We start from the raw sequence: 21264 nt of genomic DNA, 5'->3' as shown, positions 1-21264 counted from the left end.
CGAACCGGCGGCTGATCTACGCAAGCTTCCTTTGAATGACCCATAACTGCCACGGCTTGGCCGTGCGCGGTGTTTTGAAAGATTTGAATATTTGACCCAGTTTTCCGAACTCGGCCTGGCCGACCCGATTCTGCGTGCCCTCGATGATGCGGGCTATAACGAACCGACCCCGATCCAGGCTGAAACCATTCCCGCCCTGCTGGGCGGCCGCGATGTGCTCGGCATTGCCCAGACGGGCACCGGCAAGACGGCAGCCTTTGTCCTGCCCATCCTGCACAATCTCGCAAACCTGCCCAAACGCCCGGCACCGAAGACCTGCCGGGCCCTGATCCTCTCGCCGACGCGCGAACTCTCCGCGCAGATCCGCGAGAACCTGCAGAATTATTCCGCCCATATGCGCCTGTCCTCGGCCCTGGTGGTCGGGGGGCTCAAGATCGGCCCGCAGATCAAGGTCGTGGCGCGCGGCGTTGACGTCATCGTGGCGACGCCGGGCCGTCTCCTGGACCTGGTAAAGCAGCGGGCCCTGCGTCTGGACGAGGTCAAGACCCTCGTGCTCGACGAGGCCGACCAGATGCTTGATCTGGGCTTCTTCCCGGCCATCCGGGAAGTCGTGTCCATGATCCCGCAAGATCGCCAGACGGCGCTGCTCTCCGCCACCATGCCGCCGCAGATCAAGAAACTGGCCGAAGACCTGCTCACGGATCCCCAGCGGATTTCCGTGGCGCCGGTCTCCCGCCCGATCGAGCGCATCACCCAGTCCGCCATCCTGACGCCGAAGAATGCCAAGAAGGACCTGCTCCTCTCCGTGCTCGGTGCCAAGGACATGGAGCGCGCCATCGTCTTCACCCGCACCAAGCGCGGTGCTGACAAGGTCAACAAGATCCTCGTCCAGTACGGGCTGAAATCCGCGGCCATCCATGGCGACAAGACCCAGGGCCAGCGCGTCAAGGCGTTGCAGGGCTTCAAGGACGGCTCGATGAAAATCCTCGTGGCGACCGACATCGCCGCGCGCGGCATTGATGTCGATGATGTCTCCCATGTCGTGAATTACGAGCTGCCCAATATTCCGGAGAGCTATGTTCACCGGATCGGCCGCACCGCCCGCGCCGGCAAGAACGGGATCGCCGTCTCCTTCTGTGACCCGACCGAGTACGAATATCTGTGCGATATCGAACGCCTGACCGGGATCGAGCTCGACAAGGGCATTGTCGGCGAGGAAGAGGATTTCTACGCCGAGGCTAAGAATGCGGTTCCGGCGGCCTCCAAGGCCAAGAAGCCGCGCAATCGCCGTGGCCCGTCCAATGGCCAGGTTTCGGTCAAGGCGCGCGGGAACAGCAAGCCGCGCAACAAGGACAAGGGCAAGCCGAGCTGGTCAAAGGATAGCCAGCCTCGCGAGGAGCGTCAGCAGAGTGAAGCCCGCGGTCAGCGCGAAGATCGTCCCCAGGGCGAGCGCGGCGCCCGGCCGGGCAAGCCGGCGCACAAATCCGGCGGCAAGCCGGGGGGGCATAAGGGCGGACATCGCGGTGGCCAGAAATCGGGTGAGCGTCACGCTCATGGCCAGCCGGGCCAGGGTGCCGGTGGCCATCGCCCGCCGCGCCGCCAGGGCCGGACCCGTCCGGCCGCCAGCAACGCCTAGGCCGAGGCGCGGAAATCCGGAGCGGCCGAAGTGTCTGTGGATGCTTCGGCCGGGCCGGGCAGGAAGGCTTTCAGGATTTCGCTGTCCCGGAAGCATTCGCCCAGGCGCGGCGCGCTGAAAAGATAACCCTGGACCAGACTGATCCCGCAATCCCGCACGGCGGCCAGTTCCCCGTGAGTCTCGATGCCTTCCGCGACGGTACGAATGCCGAGCTCGGTACACATCTCCCGCACATGGCGCACAATGATCTGCCGGCGCTTGTCCGTATCCAGATTGCGGGTCAGGTCCATGTCCAGCTTGACGAAGTCGGGCTGCAGCTCGGCGAGGCGGTTGAGACCGGAATAGCCGGCCCCGAAATCATCGATCGCCGTGCGCAGGCCATGCCGGGCGTATTCCCGGACAATCTCGTTCAGCTTGTCCGACCCGGTCATGTCCTCATTCTCGGTGAATTCGAAAATGATCCGGTTGAGGTCGAAACCCGTCTTCTCGGCCGCGCGCAGCGTGGCCTGGATGCAATTGGCCGGCTCATAGACCGCATTGGGCATGAAATTGATGCTGAGGGCCGAGCTCATGCCGATTTCGCTGGCTGTTTCAATGGCCGTTGTCCGGCACAGCTGGTCGAAATTATAGCGATTGGCATCGCTGACACGGTCCAGAACGCTGGCCGCGCTTTGCCCTTCCGGTCCGCGCACGAGGGCTTCGTGGGCAAACACCTGGCCGGCATCCACGTCGATAATCGGGTGGAAGGCCATGCGGATGGGCAGTTCAAATCGTGTCTTGCCGCGGCTGCGGCACATATCGCAACCGGATGATTGGCGTTGCTCGGTCATGTCTGGCCTCTCCTCGGAGCGGCGCAGCATGACCGAGCACGCTTAAAATTCCGTATGTCTACGGTGCGTTGGCTGGCGCAAGCAGACTGGATGTCTCCACCGCAGCCGGTACCTCATACTGGAAAGCCGCGCCGTCCGGACCCAGGGGCAGGCCGAGGGCGAACCAGATCGCCAGCATGACCAGCGAGGACACCAGGATGGCCATGGAATAGGGCAGCATGGTCGCGATCAGACTGCCCAGTCCGAACTCCGGCACATAGCGCTGGGCGAAGATCAGGATCAGCGGCAGATAAGGCATCAGCGGCGTGATGATATTCGTCGCCTGGTCACCCATGCGGTAGGCGAGGGTGGAGCCTTCCGGCGAAATCCCCAGCAGCATCAGCATCGGCACGAAGATCGGCGCGATCAGCGCCCATTTCGCCGAGGCCGATCCCATGAACAGGTTCAGCACCGCCACCAGCAATACCATGCCGACGATCAGCAGCGGGGCCGGCAGGTTCAGTGCGCGCAGGCTTTCCGCACCGCCAATCGCGATCACCGTATCGATCTCGGAGGCGCCGAACAGCACGATGAAGTGCGCCATGACAAAGGCCAGGATGATGTATCCACCCATGTCCGCCATGGATTTCGTGCCCAGCTGGACCAGGTCCCGATCCGACTTCACTGAGCCCACGGCCATGCCGTACAGCGCGCCGGAGACCAGGAAGGCGATCATCAGGATGGCCACGATGGAGCGGAAGAAGGGGCCCAGCCCGCCATTGGCGTCCCGCAGGATTCCGTTTTCCGGCACGGTCATGAACAGGACCAGCACGGTCATCACCAGAAGGGAAATACCGGCCCAGGCCAGGCCCTTGCGTTCTGCGGCCGACAGCTCGCCACTGTTTTCCGGCTCGGCGAAATCGGCGGGACGTTCCCATGTGCCCAGGCGCGGTTCCACGATGTAATTGTTCACCAGCGTGCCGACCAGGACGAGGACCGGGGTCAGGGCCGCTGTGAAATAGAAATTGTCCAGATTGTTCAGCGTCCAGCCCGGCTCGATCGATTGCGCGGCGGTCTGGGTGATGCCGAACAGGAGCGGTTCCAGCGAGGTCACGACGAGATTGGCCGAGAAGCCCGCGGACACGCCCGCGAAGACCGCGGCGAGACCGGCGATCGGGTGACGGCCGACGGCGGCAAACACCACCGCGCCCAGTGGCACCATGACGATATAGCCGGAATCCACGGCCAGATTGCCCATCACACCGGCAAAGACCAGGGTCGGGGTGAGCAGCGCATTGGTCACGCCGGACACCATGGCGCGCAGGCCGGCTGCCAGCAGGCCGGTCTTCTCCGCGATGCCGGCACCGATCATCACGACCAGAACCATGCCCAGCGGCGCAAAGCCGGTGAGGACGGCTGGCATATTGACCAGCAGGGTCTGCAATTGCGCGCCGGTCAGCAGATTGACGACATTGATCGTCTCGCCGGTCACGGGATGCTCGACCGAGACCCCAAGGCTCGACATCACCAGCGAGGCCAGCATGACAATGCCGATCAGGATGACGAAGATCGTCACCGGATCGGGAAGCTTGTTACCGGCTTTTTCGACGGCATTGAGGATGGAATTACCCAGACTCATGTGGTTTCCCCCTTGAATGGAATTTGCGGGGGAGATTGGACGCGTTTGCCCTCCCGGTGCAACTCAATCCGGGGCCGGGTCTTCACTCCGGTCGATCTGCGGCGGCAGGGGCATGTCGCCGGAGCGGAGCGCGGCCAGGGCCGGGCTGGCGAACTGGCGGTAGCACAGGATGCCCGCAATCCCGAGCGTGACCAGGATTTGCGCCATCGGTCCGGCGATCCAGGCCAGATAGCCGATCGACATGAACAGCGCGCGCAGGCCGCGATTGAACTGCCGCCCGGCCACCACATTCATCGCACCGGCCCGATAGGCGCCGGCCAGGGCTTCCTCGCTGGCCTTGCCGCCATGCATCGTGTCCTGGGTCGCACCCAGCAGCATCGCGGAATAATTCACCAGCCGATAGGACCAGCCGAATTTGAAGAAGGCATAGGCATAGATGATCAGCAGGCCCAGGCTCATCACTTCCCATTGCGTGCGCGAGGCCGTGTCCAGGAAGGGCACGTCGGCCACCGCCGTCATGACCGGGTCCAGCGCCGTGATCAGGGTGAAGGCCGCACCAATGCCCAGAAGGGCGGTGGAGGCAAAGAAGGCGATGCCGTTCTGAAGTCCGCCGATGATCTGGCTGTCGACCATGCGCATGGACCGGCTGGCCATATTGATCATCCAATAGCGCCGATGTTCATCCATCGCCCGCGACAGCGTGTATTTGGACAGGGGGGAATGATCCACCAGGACCGAGAAGGCCCCCGCGATCAGGAAAAAACCGATGACGCCGTAATACTCTGCCAGCATGTCCGCCCCGTTTTCCGGTCTTTTGGAACACTAGTCGGATTCCGCGCGCCCGATAGGGGGCGGGCTATTGAATCTGGGGCCAAGACATAAGGGGCAGGGCGTAAGAGGGGGACGCCGTCACAGCCAGTCCCACTGTGCCCACGCGCCGGGCCGGGCATTCTGGCGTCATGACGGCCCTCATTCTGCGTACACAATCCTCATTCTGGTCCCTGCGAGCGATCTGGCCTCCGCTATTCCTGGCTCTGGCCTGCCTGGCCGTGCTGGCCCTGTCTCCGCCGCTGTGGCTCGGGATCGGCGCGCTGGCCGGCTTTTCCATTCTCATGCTCGATGCGGTGGCACGCCTGCGCCAATACCGGGATCTGCGCCGTGTGCTGCGTGCGGCACGCGGCCTGACGGGGCGGGGACTGGTCGAGTTCCGCCGCGCTCGAACCTCCTGGTGCACGCGCAGTGCTGCGCTTGCCGCAGCCCAGGCGGAGGGCTGGGGCCGCGAGGCCCGCGCCCTGGTTGCCAAATGGGGCTACAAGCCCTGGCATGTCTTCCCGGACAAGGCCTTCACACGGCATTCCCCCTTCCTGAAAAACGCCTTCTGGCGCTCGGTTCTGGGGTTGCGCTGAACCGGTTATCAACTTCGCCTCTGCGGGCTCTACTTGCAAACCAGTCGCAACTGGATGATTTTATACACGGTTCACGCTTCAATGAACTGATAGAAGGCCGCCTTTAGGCCTTGCAGCCTGCGCCGCTGCGCTCTAGCTTCCGCGCCAAATCGGGCAGGGGGCCCGTAGGCGCAGTCCGATTCGCTTCCCGGCGTTTCCTGCCTTACAAATTGGCCCCGTCCCGAGCGGAAAACCGACGCAAGAAGGCGAGGCTAGGCGATGGACGCGCTGCTTCTCGATTATCTGCCCATCCTGATCTTTTTCGGCATTGCTGCCGTTATTGGCCTCGGCTTCATGCTGGCGGCCTTCGTGATCGCGCCCTCGCGGCCCGATCCGGAAAAGGTCTCGACCTATGAATGCGGCTTCAACGCCTTTGACGACGCCCGCATGAAATTTGACGTGCGTTTCTACCTCGTCGCCATCCTCTTCATCATCTTCGACCTGGAAGTGGCTTTCCTCTTCCCCTGGGCCGTGACGCTCCGTGAGCATCTGGGCCCGTTCGAGTTCTGGTCGATGATGGTTTTCCTCACCGTTCTCACCATCGGCTTCATCTACGAGCTGAGAAAAGGCGCGCTGGACTGGGAGTAGACCACAATGGCATCTGACCTGACCCCCGCCGGCATGGCCGGCCGCGCAGCCGTCCCCGGCTACGATCCGAAGAAACACGATCCCTTTTTCGACGGCGTCTCTGATGCGCTGGCGGACAAGGGTTTCGTCGTCGCTGCGGCTGATGATCTCGTCACCTGGGCCCGTACCGGCTCGCTGATGTGGATGACCTTCGGCCTGGCCTGCTGCGCCGTTGAAATGATGCAGGCCTCGATGCCGCGTTATGACGTCGAGCGCTTCGGTTTTGCGCCGCGCGCCTCCCCGCGCCAGTCCGACGTGATGATCGTCGCCGGCACGCTCACCAACAAGATGGCGCCGGCCCTGCGCAAGGTCTACGACCAGATGCCCGAGCCGCGTTACGTGATCTCGATGGGCTCGTGCGCCAATGGCGGCGGCTATTACCACTATTCCTATTCGGTCGTGCGCGGCTGTGACCGCATCGTTCCGGTGGACGTGTATGTCCCGGGTTGCCCGCCCACAGCGGAAGCCCTGGTCTACGGCATTCTGCAATTGCAGAAGAAGATCCGCCGTGAAGGCTCGATCGAGCGCTAGGAGAGAATGATGAGTGAAGCGCTCAAAGTCCTGGGTGAACATGTCGCTGCCGGCCAGTCCGAAGCGGTCACCGGCTGGGAGATCACCCATGGTGAGCTCACGGTCACGATCTATCGCGACCGCATCGAGGATGTCCTGACCTGGCTGCGTGATGATCCGGCCTGCCGGTTCACCACGCTGATCGACATTTGCGGTGTCGACTACCCGCAGCGCGCCGAGCGTTTCGAGGTCGTCTACCACCTTCTCTCCATGCACCAGAACCACCGCATCCGCGTGAAACTCTCCACGGATGAGGAAACGCCGGTGCCGTCCGTGCATGGCGTCTACCCGGTCGCCGACTGGTTCGAGCGCGAAGCCTTCGACATGTACGGCATCATCTTCTCCGGCCACCCGGACCTGCGCCGTCTGCTGACGGATTACGGTTTCGAGGGCTATCCGCTCCGCAAGGACTTCCCGCTCACCGGCTATGTCGAAGTGCGCTGGGACGAGGAAGAGAAGCGCGTGGTCTACGAGCCGGTCGAGCTCGTCCAGGAATACCGTGACTTTGACTTCATGAGCCCGTGGGAAGGCGCCAAATACGTCATCCCGGGTGATGAGAAGGCGGAGGGCTAAAACATGGCTGACGATCAGATCACCGAAACCGCCCCGCGCAAATTCACGCTGAACTTCGGTCCCCAGCACCCGGCCGCCCACGGCGTGCTGCGCCTCGTGCTGGAGCTGGATGGCGAGGTCGTCGAGCGCGTCGACCCGCATATCGGCCTGCTTCACCGCGGCACCGAGAAGCTGCTGGAGCACAAGACCTATCTCCAGGGCATCGGCTATTTCGACCGTCTCGACTATGTCGCGCCGATGAACCAGGAACACGCCTTCTGCATGGCCGCCGAGCGTCTCGCCGGCATCACCGTGCCGAAGCGGGGCCAGTATGTCCGCGTCCTCTACTGCGAGATCGGCCGCATTCTGAACCACCTGCTCAACGTGACGACCCAGGCCATGGATGTCGGTGCCCTGACGCCGCCGCTCTGGGGCTTTGAAGAGCGCGAAAAGCTGATGGTCTTCTATGAGCGCGCCTCCGGTTCGCGCATGCACGCCCACTATTTCCGCCCGGGCGGTGTGCACCAGGACCTGCCGCCGCAGCTCGTCCAGGACATTCGCGACTGGTGTGACCAATTCCCGGCCAAGCTGGACGATATCGACAAGCTCCTGACCGAGAACCGCATCTTCAAACAGCGCAATGTCGATATCGGCGTTGTCACCAAGGAAGACGTGCTCGCCTGGGGCTTCTCGGGCGTCATGGTGCGCGGTTCCGGCCTCGCCTGGGATCTGCGCCGCTCGCAGCCCTATGAGGTCTATGACGAGCTGGACTTCAAGATTCCGGTCGGCAAGAACGGCGACTGCTATGACCGCTATCTCTGCCGCATGGAAGAGATGCGCGAGAGCGTGAAGATCATGATCCAGTGCTGCGACTGGCTCATGAAGGAAGAGAATGCGGGCGAGGTGCTGGCCACCGATTCCAAATTCTCACCGCCGCGCCGCGCCGAGATGAAGCGCTCCATGGAAGCGCTCATCCAGCACTTCAAACTCTATACCGAGGGTGTCCATGTCGATGCCGGCGAAGTCTACGCCGCTGTCGAGGCGCCCAAGGGCGAATTCGGCGTCTATCTGGTCGCCGACGGCTCCAACAAGCCGTACCGCCTGAAGATCCGCGCCCCGGGCTTCCCGCACCTGGCCGCCATGGACTTCATGAATCGCGGCCACATGCTGGCCGACGTGTCCGCCATCCTCGGCTCCCTCGACATCGTGTTCGGGGAGATCGACCGGTAATGAAGCATGGCCTTGCCATACTTCCGCTGATCGCGGTCGCAGCCTGTTCGGGCGGTTCGGGGGGCGGCATCGATGCCGAGACCCGCGCGTCCTATGACTGGGCTGTGCTGCAGGCAGCGCCGGACACGGTCCCGGTCTATACCGAGGTGGGCCTGATGGGCTGCCGCATGTCCGGGGGAGAGCCGCTGTGCGGCTCGTGCAATACCACGGTCTCCGCGGCCGATTACGACCATGTCGTGGGCGCGCTCCTGGAAGAGCACCGTCTCGGCCGGGTCGACACTGAAGGACGGATCCGCGTCAGCGTGACGTCCGAACTGGATCATGCGGATTTCCCGCATAATGGAAGCCGGGCAGGGATCGAGGCGGCCATCGCCGACGCCCACGCCTGGTGTGAAGCTTTTCATCCGGAACGGTTCGAGGTGATCAATGATCGCCGCGAGACCGACATCGCCACAGGGGATGAGGAATGAGCGTTCGCCGCTTGGCAAAAGAACAGCCGGACAGCTTTGCCTTCAACAAGAAGAGCGAAGACGAGATCAAATTCTGGCTGGCGAAATATCCCGAGGCCAAGAAAGCCTCGGCCGTCATCCCCATGCTCTGGATCACCCAGAAGCAGGAAGGCTGGGTTTGTGAGCCGGCGATCCGCGAAATCGCGACGCGCCTGAACATGCCCTATATCCGCGTCTACGAAGTCGCGACCTTCTACACCATGTTCAACCTGGCTCCGGTCGGCGAGAACCTGGTCCAGGTCTGCGGTACGACGCCCTGCATGCTGCGCGGCGCGGAAGACCTGATCTCGGTCTGCAAGAAGCGCATCGGCAAGCAGCACGAGATTTCCGAAGACGGCAAGTTCACCTGGGTCGAAGTTGAGTGCATGGGCGCCTGCGCCAATGCCCCGATGATCCAGCTCGCGAACAAGGATGGCGACCACTACATCGAGGATCTCGATGCAGAAAAGTTCGAAGCCCTGCTCGACGATCTTGCCGCCGGCAAAAAAGTGAAATTCGGCCCGCAATCGGAGCGCAACGCCTCCGAACCGCACGGCACCGAGGCGCTGACCGACCCGTCCCTCTATGACGGCTCGCGCGCCAAGCCGATCAAACTGCCGAACACCGACAAGGCGGAGGGCTAACCCATGGCGACGCAACTCCTCCAGGATAAAGACCGCATCTTCACGAACCTGTTCGGTCATCATGACCCGGGTCTCGAGGGCGCCAAGCAGCGCGGCTGCTGGAATGGCACCAATGAGATCCTGCAACAGGGCCGTGACTGGATCATCGACCAGATGAAAGCCTCCGGCCTGCGCGGCCGCGGTGGCGCCGGTTTCCCGACCGGTCTGAAATGGTCCTTCATGCCCAAGGAAGTGGGGGCTCGCCCGCACTATCTCGTCGTCAATGCCGACGAATCCGAGCCGGGCACGTGCAAGGACCGCGAGATCATGCGTCATGATCCGCACCTGCTGATCGAAGGCTGCCTGATCGCCTCCTTCGCGATGCAGGCCCATGCCTGCTACATCTATCTGCGCGGCGAATATGTCACCGAGCGCCTGGCGCTCGAGAAAGCGGTCAAGGAGGCCTATGAGGCCAAGCTGATCGGCGACAACAATGTCAATGGCTGGGACTTCCACGTCTATGTCCACCATGGCGCCGGCGCCTATATCTGCGGCGAGGAAACGGCCCTGCTGGAAAGCCTGGAAGGCAAGAAGGGCCAACCGCGCCTGAAACCGCCTTTCCCGGCCAATGCCGGCCTCTATGGCTGCCCGACCACGGTGAACAATGTGGAGTCCATTGCGGTCTCCGGCACCATCCTGCGCCGCGGCGCGCAATGGTTCTCCTCCTTCGGTCGCGAGCGCAATGTCGGCACCAAGATCTTCTCGATCTCCGGCCATGTGAACAAGCCGTGCAATATCGAAGAGACCATGTCGGTCCCGATGAAGACCCTCATCGAGACGCATGCCGGTGGCGTGCGCGGCGGCTGGGACAATCTGAAGGCCGTCATTCCGGGCGGCTCCTCGGTCTCCCTGCTTCCGAAAGACATTTGCGACGATGTGCTGATGGATTTTGATGCCCTGCAGGCACACAAATCCGGTCTCGGCACCGCAGCCGTCATCGTCATGGACAAGTCCACCGACGTGGTGAAGGCGATCGCCCGCATCTCCTACTTCTACCGCCATGAAAGCTGCGGCCAGTGCACGCCGTGTCGTGAAGGCACCGGCTGGATGTGGCGCGTGCTGACCCGCATGGCGGCCGGCGAAAGCACGATCGAGGAAATCGACATGCTGCTTGACGTCGCCGGTCAGGTGGAAGGCCACACGATCTGCGCCCTCGGCGACGCGGCCGCCTGGCCCGTCCAGGGCCTGATCCGCCACTTCCGTAGCGAGATCGAAGATCGCATCAACAATTACCGCGCCGGCAAACCCGTGTTTGTCAGCCAGGTTGCGGCGGAGTAGGGCGCACTGTGAGAACTCTCCTCACATACGTTCTGGCGGCTTTGTCGGCAGCGGCTTTCCCGGCTGTATGGGGGGCTTTTGAGGCTGCAGTCTATCTTCAGTTTGAAGGTGATGGCTCGGTGCTTTCGGGTGCAGCCGTTTACGCCGCTATTCAGCTGATCGTTTGGGCAGTCGCGTTGCTAGTCCTTGGCGTGCCGCTGTGGATCGGCGTTCAAAAGATATTCGCTGTCTTTGGAAGGTCGACTGCTGGAGCGGCTGGTGTTTTGTCCGCCGTATCGGCATTTGGCGTCCTGTTTCTCGCAATGTGGCTGGCGCTTTTTCAGACTGATTGGTTTGCGTTCCAACGGGCGGGTGAACAAAGCGTCGTGTGGGATCTCGCAGCCATGCTCGGTCTTCTGACCATGCCGGGAATTCTGGTCATTCTCGGTGGTGCCGTGATTGGCGCTGCCTGGGGCACAGTTTTTTGGATTCGGGCGCCTAAGCCCACAACAGCAGGGATCGCAGCATGAGCGACGACCTTCGCAAAATCGTAGTCGACGGTGAAGAAGTCGAAGTACCGAACTCCTTCACGCTGTTGCAGGCTGCCGAAGCCGCCGGCCGGGAAATCCCGCGTTTCTGCTATCACGAGCGCCTGTCGGTCGCCGGCAATTGCCGGATGTGCCTGGTCGAGCTTGTCGGGGCGCCGAAACCGGCCGCCTCCTGCGCCATGCAGGTGCGCGACATGCGCGGCGGGCCGAATGGCGAACCGCCGGCCATGAATACGCTCTCGCCGATGGTGAAGAAGGCGCGCGAAGGGGTGATGGAGTTCCTGCTCATCAACCACCCGCTCGACTGCCCGATCTGTGACCAGGGCGGCGAATGCGACCTGCAGGACCAGTCGATCACCTATGGCCGCACCGGCTCGCGCTTCCCGGAAAACAAGCGTGCCGTGGAAGACAAGGAAATGGGTCCGATCGTGAAGACGGAGATGACGCGCTGCATCCAGTGCACGCGTTGCGTCCGATTCATCACGGAAGTCGCGGGCGTCCCGGAGATCGGCATGATCGGCCGCGGCGAGGATGCCGAGATCACCACCTATCTGGAACAGGCCGTGACGTCGGAACTCTCCGGCAATGTCATCGATCTCTGCCCGGTCGGCGCGCTGACCTCCAAGCCCTACGCCTTCAACGCCCGTCCCTGGGAGCTGAAGAAGACCGAAACCATTGATGTGATGGACGCGGTCGGCTCGAACATCCGCGTCGACAATCGCGGCCCCGCCGTGCTGCGCATCCTGCCGCGCGTGCATGAGGGCGTGAATGAGGAGTGGATCTCCGACAAGACGCGCTACGCTTGGGAAGGCCTGTCCAAACAGCGCCTCGACAAGCCCTATATCCGCGAGAACGGCAAGCTGCGCGCCGCTTCCTGGGGTGAAGCCCTGGGTGTGGCCGCCGAAAAGCTTTCCGGTGACGCCTCCAAGATCGGCATGATTGCCGGCGATCTCTGCTCCGCCGAGGAGATGAAGGCCGCCAAGGATCTCGCCGACGCGCTCGGCGTGGCCTCCATCGATTGCCGCCAGGATGGCGCCAAGATCGGTGGCGGTGCCCGTCAGGAATACCTGTTCAACGGCACGATCGCCGGGATCGAGGAGGCCGATGCCATCCTCGTCGTGGGCGCCAATCCGCGCACCGAAGCTGCGATCATCAATGCCCGTATCCGCAAGACCTGGCTGCACAATGACACCGCCGTCGGCGTCATCGGCGAGCCGGTCGACCTGACCTATGACTACGAGCATGTCGGCACATCCGCCAAGGATCTGGCCGGCCTCAAGAAGAAGCGCTCCGGCTTCATCAAGACCCTGAAAGACGCCAAGCGTCCGATGATCATTCTCGGCGCCGGGGCCCTGACGGGTGAGGATGGTGGTGCCATCCTGCGCGCGGCCGGCGATCTGGCCGCCTCGGTCGGTGCCGTGTCCGAAGACTGGAATGGTTTCTCCGTCCTGCACACGGCGGCCAGCCGTGTCGCCGGCCTCGATCTCGGCTTCCTGCCGGGTGAGGGCGGTCAGGACACGACCGGCATGCTGTCGGGCGGTATGGAAACCGTGGTTCTGCTCGGTGCCGACGAGATCGACATGGCCAAGCTGGATGGCGCCTTTGTCATCTATGTGGGCTCGCACGGCGATGCCGGTGCCCACCGCGCCGACCTGATCCTGCCGGGCGCCGCCTGGACCGAACAGGACGGCATCTACGCCAATACCGAGGGCCGCGTTCAGCTCGCCTTCCGCTCCGTCTTCCCGAAAGGCGAAGCGAAAGAGAACTGGGCCATTTTCCGCGCCCTGTCGGACCGCCTCAACAAGACGCTGCCCTACAACAATCTCGTCGAGCTGCGTCAGAAACTCTTCGCCGACACGCCGGTTCTGGGCGGGATCGACCACGCGCCGGGCGCTGAAGGCGCTGCGGAGTTCGATGCCAAGTCCATCGGCACGGATGGCGAGGTCGGTGACACGCCGCTCGGCTCGGCCGTGTCGAATTTCTACTTCACCAACCCGATCGCCCGGGCTTCTGAGACGCTGGCCGCTTGCGCCGCGCTCAAGGATGCCCCGGCAGCCGTAGCCGCGGAGTAAGTGATGAGCGACCTGGTTTCACAATTCGGACCGCTCTGGGGCACGTTGGCCGTTCTCGGCCAGATCCTCGGCTTCGTGATCGTCCTGCTGATCTCCCTGGCCTTTCTCCTCCTGATGGACCGGAAAGTCTGGGCGGCTGTGCAGATGCGCAAGGGCCCGAACGTCGTCGGTGCCTTCGGCCTGCTGCAATCCTTCGCGGACTTCTTCAAGTTCGTGTTCAAGGAAATCGTGGTTCCGGCCGGCGCAGACCGTTCGCTCTACCTGCTGGCGCCGCTGATCACGCTGATCCTGGCCTTCGTGACCTGGGCCGTTGTGCCGGTCGCCCCGGGCTGGGTGATTGCGGACATCAATGTCGGTATTCTCTACCTCTTCGCCATGTCCTCGCTGGGTGTCTACGGCATCATCATCGGCGGCTGGGCCTCCAACTCGAAATACCCCTTCCTCGGCGCGCTGCGCTCGGCGGCCCAGATGGTGTCCTATGAAGTCTCGATCGGCTTCATCATCGTCACCGTCCTGCTGTTCGCCGGCTCGATGAGCCTGTCGGACATCGTGGCCCTGCAGGATGGCGGGTTCTGGAACTGGAACGTCCTGTCCTTCCACGCCTGGCCGGTGCCGATGTTCCTGGTGATGATCCCGATGGCGGTGATCTTCTTCATCTCGGCCCTGGCCGAGACCAACCGTCCGCCGTTTGACCTGCCGGAAGCCGAGTCCGAACTCGTCGCCGGTTACCAGGTCGAGTATTCCTCCACGCCCTACCTCCTCTTCATGGTGGGTGAGTATCTCAACATCGTGCTGATGTGCGCGATGACGACGATCCTCTTCTTCGGTGGCTGGAATTCGCCGATCCCGGACGCCTTCGTCGACGGCTGGCCCTATCTGGCCGCCCAGGCCTGGCACTTCTTCTGGTTCGCCGCAAAGGTCGTCTTCTTCTTCTTCATGTTCGCCATGGTGAAGGCGCTGGTGCCCCGCTACCGCTATGACCAGCTGATGCGTCTGGGCTGGAAGATCTTCCTGCCGACCTCCCTGGTGGCTGTCGCCCTGGTGGGCGCCGCCGTTGTCTACGGCCCGCAAGGATAAGTTCGATGAGCAGACTGACACAGGCCATTCGCGGCGCGCTCCTGATGGACTTCTGGTCCGCCTTCGGGATGGGCATGCGCTATTTCTTCGCCAAGAAGGCGACGCTGAACTACCCGTTCGAAAAGGGTCCGCTCAGCCCGCGCTTCCGCGGCCAGCACGCCCTGCGCCGTTATGCCAACGGCGAAGAGCGCTGCATCGCGTGCAAACTCTGCGAAGCGATCTGCCCGGCCCAGGCGATCACGATCGAGGCCGAGCCGCGCTCGGACGGTTCGCGCCGGACCACGCGCTATGACATCGACATGACCAAATGCATCTATTGCGGTTACTGCCAGGAGGCATGCCCGGTGGATGCAATCGTGGAAGGCCCGAACTTCGAGTTCGCCGCCGAAACCCGCGAAGAACTTTTCTACGACAAGGCAAAACTCCTCGAGAACGGCGATCGCTGGGAACGGGAAATTGCCAAGAATTTGGAACTCGATGCGCCGTACCGCTAGGGCGCGCATTGGCTGAACAATAAACGGAAGAGGGCATCATGCTCGCATCACTGGCCTTCTGGGCCTTTTCCGGAGTGGCAATCGCCTCGGCCTTCATGGTCGTCATTGCCCGTAACCCGGTCAGGTCCGTGCTGTTCCTGATCCTGGCCTTTTTCTCGGCCGCGGGTCTCTTCGTCCTGCTCGGCGCCGAGTTCCTGGCGATGCTGCTGATCGTTGTCTATGTCGGCGCGGTCGCGGTGCTCTTCCTCTTCGTCGTGATGATGCTGGACATCGATTTCGCCGAGCTGAAACAGGGCTTCCTCAGCTATCTGCCGCTGGGCGGGGCCTTCGCCCTCGTTCTGGCCGCGCTGCTGGCCATGACCGTCGCCACCTGGCAGGCCTCCGACCAGGCCGAGAGCCTGCGCGCCGCCGCCATGCCGGACGGGATGAGCAATATCGAGGCGCTCGGCACGGTCATCTACGACCAGTATGTCTACTTCTTCCAGGCCGCCGGCCTGGTGCTTCTGGTCGCCATGATCGGCGCCATCGTGCTGACCCTGCGTCACAAGGAAGGCGTCAAGCGCCAGTCCGTGACCGCCCAGGTCGGCCGCGACCGCAATGAGGCGATCGAAATGCTGGATATCAAGCCGGGACAGGGGATTGGAGAATGATGGAGATCGGGCTGGGGCATTACCTCGCCGTCGCCGCGGTGCTCTTCACCATCGGTGTGTTCGGCATTTTCGTGAACCGGAAGAACGTCATCATCCTGCTGATGTCGATCGAGCTCATTCTCCTCTCGGTGAATGTGAACCTCGTCGCCTTCTCCGCCTTTCTCGGCGATCTGGCCGGCCAGGTGTTCGCGCTTTTCGTTCTGACCGTCGCTGCAGCGGAAGCCGCTGTGGGTCTGGCCATTCTCGTCGTCTACTTCCGCAACCGGGGCGATATCTCGGTTGAGGGCGTCAACCTGATGAAGGGCTAGGGGATCATGGCACCTATTATCGTCTTCGGGCCGCTCCTCGCTTCGGCTTTTGCCGGCCTGTTCGGCAATTATATCGGCCACCGGGCTGCCCAGATCGTCACCACGGCGACCGTCGTCCTGTCGGCCATCCTGTCCTGGATCGTCTTCTTCGACGTCACCATGGGCGGCAATACCTACACGATCCACGTGCTCAACTGGATGAGCGTCGGTGATTTCGACGTCTCCTGGGCCATCAAGATCGACAATCTGTCGGCCGTGATGCTGGTCGTGGTGAATTCGGTCTCCTCGCTCGTGCACATCTATTCCTGGGGCTATATGTCCCACGATCCGCACCGGGCGCGCTTCTTCTCCTACCTGTCGCTCTTCACCTTCGCCATGCTGGCCCTGGTGACCGCCGACAACTTCCTCCAGCTCTTCTTCGGCTGGGAAGGCGTGGGTCTGGCCTCCTATCTGCTGATCGGCTTCTGGTACAAGAAGAAGTCGGCCAATGACGCCGCCATCAAGGCCTTCGTGACCAACCGCGTCGGCGATTTCGGCTTCGCGCTGGGCATCATGGCGATCTTCGCCGTGTTCGGCAGCGTCAATTTCGAGACCGTCTTCAACGCCATCACGCACAATGAACTCGTGACCATTGCGGGCTCCGAACTGGCGGTTCCCGCCCAGGAAGCCGCGCTCTCCTTCTTCGGGATGAGCTTCAATGCGATCGAGCTGATCGCCTTCCTCCTCTTCATCGGGGCGATGGGCAAGTCGGCGCAATTCTTCCTGCACGTCTGGCTGCCGGACGCGATGGAAGGCCCGACGCCGGTTTCCGCCCTGATCCACGCCGCCACCATGGTGACCGCCGGTGTCTTCCTGGTGTGCCGCAGTTTCGAGATCTACCAGCTGGCGCCGATGGCCTCGGCCATTGTCACCGTGATCGGTGCCGTGACGGCGCTGTTCGCAGCCACGGTCGGCCTGGCCCAGAACGACATCAAGCGGGTCGTCGCCTATTCGACCTGTTCCCAGCTGGGCTACATGTTCTTCGCCGCAGGCCTGGGCCTGTATTCGGCGGCCATGTTCCACCTGTTCACGCACGCCTTCTTCAAGGCGCTCTTGTTCCTTGGCTGTGGTGCCGTCATTCACGGCCTGCATGACGAGCAGGACATGCGCAAGATGGGCGGGCTCTACAAGATGATGCCCATGACCTGGGTGCTGATGATCGTCGGCACGCTGGCCCTCACGGGTGTGGGCTTGCCGCCCTTCACCCTGTTCGGCCTGGAGCTTGGCGGGTTCGGCTTTGCCGGCTTCTACTCCAAGGACATGATCATCGAGGAAGCCTTCATGATGGGGCAGGAGGGCCTGTTCTTCGGTCTCCCGGCCTTCTGGATCGGTGTGGTCGCAGCCCTGCTGACCAGCTTCTACTCCTGGCGCCTGATCTTCATGACCTTCCACGGCTCCTTCCGGGGCAAACAGAAGGATTACGAGCACGCGCATGACAGCAGCTGGGTGATGACCGGCCCGCTGGTCCTGCTGGCCATTGGTGCCGTGTTCGCCGGTGCCTTCTTCAAGGACAGCTTTGTCGGCAAGGACGCCTTCAACTTCTGGGGCGACGCACTTCCGGCCGGTCCCTATGCGGAAGGCAATTATCCGGAATATGCCGAGGGCTATCCGGGTAGCAGCGAGTATGCCGATACCGCGCATGTCACGGATGATCATGCCGCCCCTGCGGCCGATGACCATGCCGCCGACACGCATGCTGCCGCTGACGCGCATGCCGAGCCGGCCCATGCTGATACCGGTCATGCCGATGAGGAACATCATGGCGGACACCATCCGCCGACCTGGGTCCTCTGGGCGCCCTTCATCGTGACCTGGCTCGGCTTCTTCGGTGCCGTCTGGTTCTACATCGTCAAGGAAGGCATTGGTGCCCGCATCGCCGCGCGTGGCGGCCCGCTGCACAGCTTCCTGTCCAACAAGTGGTATTTCGACGAGATCTATCACTTCATCTTCGTGCGCGGCGCGAAGGGGCTGGGTGATCTTCTCTGGAAGGTCGGCGACATGCGCATCATTGATGGCTGGGGCCCCAATGGTGTCGCCGGAACCACGCTGGCGGCTGCCAAGCGCATCGCCAAGGCCCAGTCGGGTTATCTCTATCACTATGCATTCGTCATGCTGATCGGTGTGCTGGGGCTTCTGCTCTGGGCCCAGGTCAGCGCAGGAGGCCACTAGATGTTTGGCGAGTTCGAAGCCTTTCTTTCGATCCTGACCTTCGTCCCGGCCCTGGGTGCGCTGGTTATTGCGATCTTCCGCTTTACCGCGCGCGCTGAAGACCAGGCGCAGATCGACAAGAATTCCCGCCTGGTGGCCTGGGTGGCGACCATGGTGACGCTGGCCCTGTCGCTGATCCTTCTGTTCAGCTTCGACCGGGACACCGCCGGGTTCCAATTCGTCCACGAGATCGAATGGCTCTCCCAGATCGGCCTGGGCTACCGCCTTGGCGTCGACGGAATTTCCGTGCTCTTCGTCGTGCTGACCGCCTTCCTGATGCCGCTCTGCATCATGGCGTCCGGGGCGATCCAGAAGCGCGTGGCCGATTACATGATCGCCTTCCTGCTGCTGGAAACCCTGGTGATCGGCGTGTTCTGCGCCCTCGACCTGGTGGTCTTCTACATCTTCTTCGAAGGTGGCCTGATCCCGATGTTCATCATCATCGGTGTCTGGGGCGGCCAGAACCGCGTCTATGCCGCGTTCAAATTCTTCCTCTACACCCTGCTGGGCTCCGTGCTCATGCTGGTGGCGATGATCTACATGTTCCTGCAGGCCGGCACGACCAACATCACCGTGCTGCTGGAGCATGATTTCGCCCGAGAGGCGCAGATGTGGATGTGGCTGGCCTTCTTCGCCTCCTTTGCGGTGAAGATGCCGATGTGGCCGGTCCATACCTGGCTGCCGGACGCGCACGTGCAGGCCCCGACGGCGGGCTCGGTCATCCTGGCCGGCATCCTGCTGAAAATGGGCGGCTATGGCTTCCTGCGCTTCTCGCTGCCCATGTTCCCGGAAGCCTCGGACTATTTCGCGCCGCTGGTCTTCGCCCTGTCGATCATTGCCATCATCTACACCTCGCTGGTGGCCTTCCGGCAGACCGATATCAAGAAGCTGATCGCCTATTCCTCAGTCGCCCATATGGGTTTCGTGACGATGGGCCTGTTCGCGATGAACGAGACCGGGGTGCAGGGCGCCATCTTCCAGATGATCTCCCACGGCTTCATCTCCGGCGCGCTCTTCCTCTGCGTCGGCGTGATCTATGACCGCATGCACACCCGCGAAATCGCCTTCTATGGTGGTCTCGTGCACAAAATGCCGGTCTATGCCGTCATCTTCGGTCTGTTCACCATGGCCAATGTCGGCCTGCCGGGCACGTCGGGCTTTGTCGGTGAGATCATGACCATGGTCGGCGCCTTCCAGGTGTCCTGGTGGATCGCCACCGGTGCTGCCGTCGGCGTCATCCTGTCGGCCATGTACATGCTGACCGTCTATCGCAATGTCGTCTTCGGCGAGATCACCAATCCGAAGCTGGAAAACATCTCCGACCTCAACCGCATGGAATGGGCGATCTTCGTGCCGCTCATCATCATGACGCTGTGGCTGGGCATTTCCTCGACGGCTGTTACCGACATCACCGCGGCTTCGGTCGACAATCTGATCACCCAATACCAGGCGGCTCTGCCCGCCGCGGCCCAGTAGGAGAGGCGAGCCATGACGGCGGACATGCTTTCTCAGGACCTGTCCCTGCTCATTCCCGAACTGCTTCTGGCAGGCGGCGCCATGGCGCTGCTCATGCTGGGCGTGTTCCTGAAGGGCGAGGGGACCAATAAGCTGGTCCAGTGGCTCACCGTGGCCCTGCTGGCCGGTGCGGGCCTTGCGGCACTCTTCCTGGTCTCCGGTGAAGGCCAGGCCTTCTCGGGCGGGTTCATCTTTGACGGCCTGGCACGCTTCTCCAAGCTCGCCATCGGCCTCGTCGCAGCCATCGCGCTCTTGCTGGCCATGCCTTATCTGCAGGCGGAAAAGCTGGGCAAGATCGAATATCCGGTCCTGATGACGCTCGCCGTCACCGGCATGTTCATGATGGTGTCCGCGAACGACCTCATCTCCATGTATATGGGGATCGAGTTGCAATCGCTGGCGCTCTACGTGCTCGCCGCCTTCAACCGCGACAGCCTGCGGGCGTCCGAGGCCGGTCTGAAATATTTCGTGCTCGGCGCGCTGTCCTCCGGCCTGCTGCTCTACGGCTCTTCGCTGGTCTATGGCTTCACCGGTGCCACCGGCTTCAACGAGATCGCCATCGCGGTCCAGTCCGGCCCCTCGGTCGGCCTGGTCTTCGGTCTGGTCTTTGTGATCTGCGGTCTGGCCTTCAAGGTTTCCGCCGCGCCCTTCCACATGTGGACGCCGGACGTTTACGAAGGCGCCCCGACCCCGGTCACGGCCTTCTTCGCCACGGCCCCGAAAATGGCGGCCATCGTGCTGATGGCCCGCGTCCTGATCGAGCCCTTTGGCGGCATGGTCGAACAATGGCGCGACGTGATCTGGGTGATCGCGGTCCTGTCCATGGGGCTGGGGGCGTTCGGTGCCCTGACGCAGACCAATATCAAGCGTCTGATGGCCTATTCCTCGATCTCCAACATGGGCTATGCCCTGGTGGCGATCGCCTCGGCCAGCCAGACCGGTCTGTGGGCGCTTCTGGTCTACATGATCCTGTACATGATCGGCGTGGTCGGCTCCTTCGGTGCCATCCTGTCCATGCGCACGCGTGAAGGCATGGTGGAGCAGATCTCCGATCTCGCCGGCATTGCCCAGCGCAATCCGGGCCTGGGCTGGTCGATTACCGCGCTGATGTTCTCCATTGGCGGTCTGCCCTTCATGGTCGGCTTCTTCGGCAAATTCTTTGTCGTCTTCGCGGCCGTGCAGGCCGATCTCATGGTCCTGGCGGTTCTCGCCGTGCTCTTCTCGGTGGTGGGTGCTGCCTATTATCTGCGCGTCGTGAAGACGGTCTGGTTCGACGAGGGCGAGGTGGAATTCGTTCCGGCTGCGGTCAGCGTCTACTGGATCACCCGCCTGGCCGGCCTGGCCACGGTCCTGCTCCTGCCGGTCATCGGCTGGCTGGTCTTCCGCGCCTATTCGGTCGGTCTGGCCACGCTCTGAT

General features: G+C 62.6%; 21 protein-coding genes. 18 read left to right on the top strand and 3 right to left on the bottom strand.

Annotated features, from left to right (window positions below; genetic code table 11):
* Nucleotides 1-91 precede the first annotated feature (91 nt).
* A complete protein-coding gene (locus tag I0K07_RS13885; RefSeq protein ID WP_203294438.1) occupies nt 92-1636 on the top strand; it encodes a DEAD/DEAH box helicase in 1545 nt (514 codons plus the stop codon).
* On the opposite strand, the gene I0K07_RS13880 is transcribed toward I0K07_RS13885, so the two are convergent.
* From I0K07_RS13880 to I0K07_RS13870, 3 genes are all read right to left on the bottom strand, one after another.
* Nucleotides 1633-2466 (bottom strand): EAL domain-containing protein, encoded by an 834-nt coding sequence (locus tag I0K07_RS13880; RefSeq protein ID WP_203294436.1) that lies wholly within the window; start codon nt 2464-2466, stop codon nt 1633-1635. The genes I0K07_RS13885 and I0K07_RS13880 overlap by 4 nt on opposite strands.
* 58 nt (nt 2467-2524) lie before the next feature.
* Entirely contained in the window at nt 2525-4084 is a 1560-nt protein-coding gene (locus tag I0K07_RS13875; RefSeq protein WP_203294433.1) for an AbgT family transporter, read from the bottom strand.
* Nucleotides 4085-4147: 63 nt separating this feature from the next.
* Nucleotides 4148-4876 (bottom strand): DUF599 domain-containing protein, encoded by a 729-nt coding sequence (locus tag I0K07_RS13870; protein ID WP_203294431.1) that lies wholly within the window; start codon nt 4874-4876, stop codon nt 4148-4150.
* Nucleotides 4877-5043: 167 nt separating this feature from the next.
* Here I0K07_RS13870 and I0K07_RS13865 point away from each other — a divergent pair, with 167 nt between their 5' ends.
* The 17 genes from I0K07_RS13865 to nuoN all read left to right on the top strand — a co-directional run bounded on the left by I0K07_RS13865 (nt 5044) and on the right by nuoN (nt 21263).
* Nucleotides 5044-5490: a hypothetical protein gene (locus I0K07_RS13865; RefSeq protein ID WP_203294429.1), complete on the top strand. Its 447-nt coding sequence runs from the start codon at nt 5044-5046 to the stop codon at nt 5488-5490.
* A 258-nt stretch (nt 5491-5748) separates the two neighbouring features.
* Entirely contained in the window at nt 5749-6117 is a 369-nt protein-coding gene (locus I0K07_RS13860; RefSeq protein ID WP_238934893.1) for an NADH-quinone oxidoreductase subunit A, read from the top strand.
* Between the two features lie 6 nt (nt 6118-6123).
* A complete protein-coding gene (locus I0K07_RS13855) occupies nt 6124-6687 on the top strand; it encodes a NuoB/complex I 20 kDa subunit family protein (RefSeq protein WP_138510067.1) in 564 nt (187 codons plus the stop codon).
* Nucleotides 6688-6696: 9 nt separating this feature from the next.
* On the top strand, nt 6697-7299 hold the full coding sequence (locus tag I0K07_RS13850; protein WP_203294427.1) for an NADH-quinone oxidoreductase subunit C: 603 nt from the start codon (nt 6697-6699) through the stop codon (nt 7297-7299).
* Between the two features lie 3 nt (nt 7300-7302).
* Nucleotides 7303-8508 (top strand): NADH-quinone oxidoreductase subunit D, encoded by a 1206-nt coding sequence (locus tag I0K07_RS13845; RefSeq protein ID WP_203294425.1) that lies wholly within the window; start codon nt 7303-7305, stop codon nt 8506-8508.
* The gene (locus tag I0K07_RS13840) at nt 8508-8978 is read left to right on the top strand and encodes a hypothetical protein (protein WP_203294423.1); all 471 of its coding nucleotides are present in this window, start codon (nt 8508-8510) and stop codon (nt 8976-8978) included. The genes I0K07_RS13845 and I0K07_RS13840 overlap by 1 nt, the downstream gene beginning before the upstream one ends.
* A complete protein-coding gene (nuoE, locus tag I0K07_RS13835; RefSeq protein ID WP_203294421.1) occupies nt 8975-9640 on the top strand; it encodes an NADH-quinone oxidoreductase subunit NuoE in 666 nt (221 codons plus the stop codon). The genes I0K07_RS13840 and nuoE overlap by 4 nt, the downstream gene beginning before the upstream one ends.
* 3 nt (nt 9641-9643) lie before the next feature.
* The gene (nuoF, locus tag I0K07_RS13830) at nt 9644-10957 is read left to right on the top strand and encodes an NADH-quinone oxidoreductase subunit NuoF (protein ID WP_203294419.1); all 1314 of its coding nucleotides are present in this window, start codon (nt 9644-9646) and stop codon (nt 10955-10957) included.
* Nucleotides 10958-10965: 8 nt separating this feature from the next.
* A complete protein-coding gene (locus tag I0K07_RS13825; RefSeq protein WP_203294417.1) occupies nt 10966-11466 on the top strand; it encodes a hypothetical protein in 501 nt (166 codons plus the stop codon).
* Complete coding sequence (gene nuoG / locus I0K07_RS13820) at nt 11463-13556, top strand: NADH-quinone oxidoreductase subunit NuoG (RefSeq protein WP_203294415.1); 2094 nt, start codon at nt 11463-11465, stop codon at nt 13554-13556. Before I0K07_RS13825 ends, nuoG begins: the two co-directional genes overlap by 4 nt.
* Before the next feature lie 3 nt (nt 13557-13559).
* Nucleotides 13560-14633 (top strand): NADH-quinone oxidoreductase subunit NuoH, encoded by a 1074-nt coding sequence (gene nuoH, locus I0K07_RS13815; protein ID WP_203294413.1) that lies wholly within the window; start codon nt 13560-13562, stop codon nt 14631-14633.
* Between the two features lie 5 nt (nt 14634-14638).
* Nucleotides 14639-15127: an NADH-quinone oxidoreductase subunit NuoI gene (gene nuoI / locus I0K07_RS13810; RefSeq protein WP_203294411.1), complete on the top strand. Its 489-nt coding sequence runs from the start codon at nt 14639-14641 to the stop codon at nt 15125-15127.
* Between the two features lie 35 nt (nt 15128-15162).
* Nucleotides 15163-15777, top strand: coding sequence for an NADH-quinone oxidoreductase subunit J (locus I0K07_RS13805; protein WP_420828491.1), 615 nt, complete (start codon nt 15163-15165; stop codon nt 15775-15777).
* Nucleotides 15777-16085: an NADH-quinone oxidoreductase subunit NuoK gene (gene nuoK / locus I0K07_RS13800; protein ID WP_203294543.1), complete on the top strand. Its 309-nt coding sequence runs from the start codon at nt 15777-15779 to the stop codon at nt 16083-16085. Before I0K07_RS13805 ends, nuoK begins: the two co-directional genes overlap by 1 nt.
* A gap of 6 nt (nt 16086-16091) precedes the next feature.
* Nucleotides 16092-18293 carry an NADH-quinone oxidoreductase subunit L gene (nuoL, locus tag I0K07_RS13795; RefSeq protein WP_203294407.1) on the top strand — a complete coding sequence of 734 codons (2202 nt, stop codon included), beginning with the start codon at nt 16092-16094 and terminating at the stop codon, nt 18291-18293.
* Entirely contained in the window at nt 18294-19808 is a 1515-nt protein-coding gene (locus I0K07_RS13790) for an NADH-quinone oxidoreductase subunit M (RefSeq protein ID WP_203294405.1), read from the top strand.
* A gap of 12 nt (nt 19809-19820) precedes the next feature.
* A complete protein-coding gene (gene nuoN, locus I0K07_RS13785) occupies nt 19821-21263 on the top strand; it encodes an NADH-quinone oxidoreductase subunit NuoN (protein WP_203294404.1) in 1443 nt (480 codons plus the stop codon).
* Nucleotide 21264 lies beyond the last annotated feature (1 nt).

The sequence above is a fragment of the Maricaulis parjimensis genome (assembly GCF_016817355.1).
GTDB lineage: Bacteria > Pseudomonadota > Alphaproteobacteria > Caulobacterales > Maricaulaceae > Maricaulis > Maricaulis parjimensis.
Note: the sequence above shows the minus strand (reverse complement) of the source record. Positions and strands in the feature narration are given on the sequence as shown.